We start from the raw sequence: 2,579 nt of genomic DNA, 5'->3' as shown, positions 1-2,579 counted from the left end.
GTGCGGGGCCCGCTCGGCCGCTGTCCCGTCGACCGACAGCGGCTGGACGATGTCCCCGCGCAGGCTGGACGGGTCGTCCGGGATCGCCGCCGCCGGGTCTTGGCCGCGCGCGACGACCCGGTTGGAGGCGTCCACGAACAGCACCCGCGGGGTGAACCGGCGGGCTTCGGCGTCAGCCATGACCGCGTATGCCAGGATGATCACAAGGTCGCCGGGGTGGACGAGCCGTGCCGCCGCGCCGTTGATCCCGATGATCCCGCTACCGGGCGGGCCTGCGATCGCGTAGGTCTCCAGCCGGGCACCGTTGTCGATGTCGACGATTGCGACCTGCTCGCCGGGGAGCAGGTCCGCGTCCGCCATCAGATCGGCGTCGATCGTGACCGAGCCGACGTAGTGCAGGTCGGCCTGGGTGACCGTGGCTCGGTGGATCTTCGACTTGAGTATGGTCCGGAACACGGTCAGCCGTCCTCCTCGGGCAGCGTGAGCTCGATGTTGTCGATCAGCCGGGTGGTGCCCACCCGGGCCGCGACCAGCAGCAGCGCCTGGCCGGTACGCACCGGTGTCAGGTCGTGGGGGCTTGCCAGCGTCAGGTAGTCCACCTCGACGTCCGCCTCGCCGGCGAGCACCTCGCCGGCGGCGGCGAGCACCACGTCCGCTCCTTCGTCGGCGACGCTCACCCCGACGGCGAGTGCCCGCGGCAGCGCGAGCGCGGTGCGGCGCTGGCGGGTGGTCAGGTAGGCGTTGCGGCTGGACAGCGCCAGCCCGTCCGGGGTCCGTACCGTCGACACCGCGACGATCTCGGTCGGGAAGGCCAGGTCGCGCACCATCCGCCGGACGAGGACGAGCTGCTGGGCGTCCTTCTTGCCGAAGAAGGCCAACTGTGGCCGCGTCAGGTTCAGCAGGGTCGCGACGATCGTGAGGACGCCGTCGAAGTGCCCGGGACGTGTGGCGCCCTCCAGGACCTCGCCGAGCGGGCCGGCGCTGACGCGGACGGCCGGCGCGGTCTCGTGCACGACCGCCGGGGCGAAGACGACGTCCACGCCTTCGCGGGCGCATATCTCCAGGTCGGCGTCGAGCGCCCGGGGGTAGCGCGTGAGGTCTTCCCGGGGACCGAACTGCAGTGGGTTTACGAAGATCGTGACGATCAGCTGGTCCGCGCGGGCACGGGCGGCCCGGATCAGCTCGGTGTGCCCGGCATGCAGCGCGCCCATCGTCATGACGACGGTTCGCGTATCAGTCGATGCTAAGGGTGAGGAATTCAGCAACGACTCGAGCTCTGCGCGGCTTCGGACCAGCGCCGGCTCCCCGTTGCCAGGCAATCGGGGACATCGGGGGCGCGGCGGAACCGCAGTCGCGGGTGTGACCATCAATGTCGTTCCAGTCCTCAGTAGGGGTACCGGACGTCGCCAGTCAGCGTAACTCGAACGCGATCGCACGCGCACGCCTGTCACTCACCGCACACACGCCAGCGGTTGACGGTCGCGACTGACGACGGTTCCGGCTGACAGGGGCGCTACGCGGCGGGCCGGAGGGCGCGCTTGCGGGGCTTGGGCTTGGCGGGCTTGACGCTTGCCGGGCTCATTCGGACCTACGTGGTGGCGACGTAATCGGCGAAGGAGGTACCGGTCAGGCGTTCGTACGCTTCGACGTAACGGGCCCGGGTGGCCTCGACCACCTCCGGCGGAAGCTGCGGGCCGGGAGCGGTCCGGTTCCAGCCGGTGGAGGCCAGGTAGTCGCGGACGAACTGCTTGTCGTAGGACGGCTGGGAGCTGCCGGGCTTCCACGCATCGGCGGGCCAGAACCGGGATGAATCCGGTGTCAGCACCTCGTCGCCCAGCCGCAGGACGCCGTCGGTGTCATGACCGAACTCGAGCTTGGTGTCGGCGACGATGATGCCGCGCTCGGCGGCCACACCGACCGCTCGTTCGAAGATCGCCAAGGTGAGTTTCTCCAGGTCGGCGGCGACCTGAGGGCCCACCCGGGACGCGGCCTGCGCCCGGCTGATGTTCTCGTCGTGCTCGCCGACGGGTGCCTTCGTCGACGGGGTGTAGATCGTCGCGGGTAGCCGGCTGCCGTCGACGAGGCCGTCGGGCAGCGCGTGGCCGCTGACCTCGCCGGTGCGCTGGTAGTCCTTCAGGCCGCTGCCGGTGAGGTAGCCACGGGCGACGCATTCGATCGGCACCATGGTCAGCCGCCGGCACAGCATCGACCGGCCGCGCAGCTGCTCGGCGTAGGGAGCGAGCTCGTCGGGGTACTCGTCCACATTGGTACTGATCACATGGGACGGCACGAGGTCTGCGAGCTGGTCGAACCACCACAGCGACAGTCCGGTGAGGACGGCGCCCTTGTCCGGTATCTCGGTGGGCAGGACCACGTCGAAGGCGGAGATCCGGTCGCTGGCGACCATGAGTACCGCGTCATCCCCGACCGCGAACATCTCCCGTACCTTGCCCGACCCCAGGTGGGTCAGCCCGGCGAACTCCTCGTGCGTCAGCGGCATGCCCCGACCGTATGCGATGCGGCCGGACGCCGGACGTCCCGACCGGTGACGGCATGTCCCGACCGGTGACGGCATGCCC

3 protein-coding genes are annotated in these 2,579 nt (G+C 70.2%); all 3 read right to left on the bottom strand.

The genetic code is table 11. From position 1 onward, the window contains the following. Positions 1-456: aspartate 1-decarboxylase (panD, locus tag DD1DGNOD_RS25465; protein WP_241255978.1), on the bottom strand; the 456-nt coding region annotated here is incomplete at its 3' end. Between the two features lie 2 nt (positions 457-458). Next, the gene (gene panC / locus DD1DGNOD_RS25460) at positions 459-1,367 is read right to left on the bottom strand and encodes a pantoate--beta-alanine ligase (RefSeq protein WP_131771179.1); all 909 of its coding nucleotides are present in this window, start codon (positions 1,365-1,367) and stop codon (positions 459-461) included. A 221-nt stretch (positions 1,368-1,588) separates the two neighbouring features. Next, positions 1,589-2,500, bottom strand: coding sequence for a phosphoribosylaminoimidazolesuccinocarboxamide synthase (locus DD1DGNOD_RS25455; protein ID WP_131771178.1), 912 nt, complete (start codon positions 2,498-2,500; stop codon positions 1,589-1,591). Between the last annotated feature and the right edge of the window lie 79 nt (positions 2,501-2,579).

Source organism: Candidatus Protofrankia californiensis, assembly GCF_900634765.1.
In the GTDB taxonomy this organism is placed as follows: Bacteria; Actinomycetota; Actinomycetes; order Frankiales; family Frankiaceae; genus Protofrankia; species Protofrankia californiensis.
This window is presented reverse-complemented; position numbering and strand designations above follow the sequence as displayed.

Bases quoted from the DNA above. Each gene is read 5' to 3' on its own strand.
- DD1DGNOD_RS25455 (WP_131771178.1), bottom strand. From the start codon at position 2,500: ATGCCGCTGACGCACGAGGAGTTCGCCGGGCTGACCCACCTGGGGTCG.
- panC (WP_131771179.1), bottom strand. From the start codon at position 1,367: ATGGTCACACCCGCGACTGCGGTTCCGCCGCGCCCCCGATGTCCCCGA.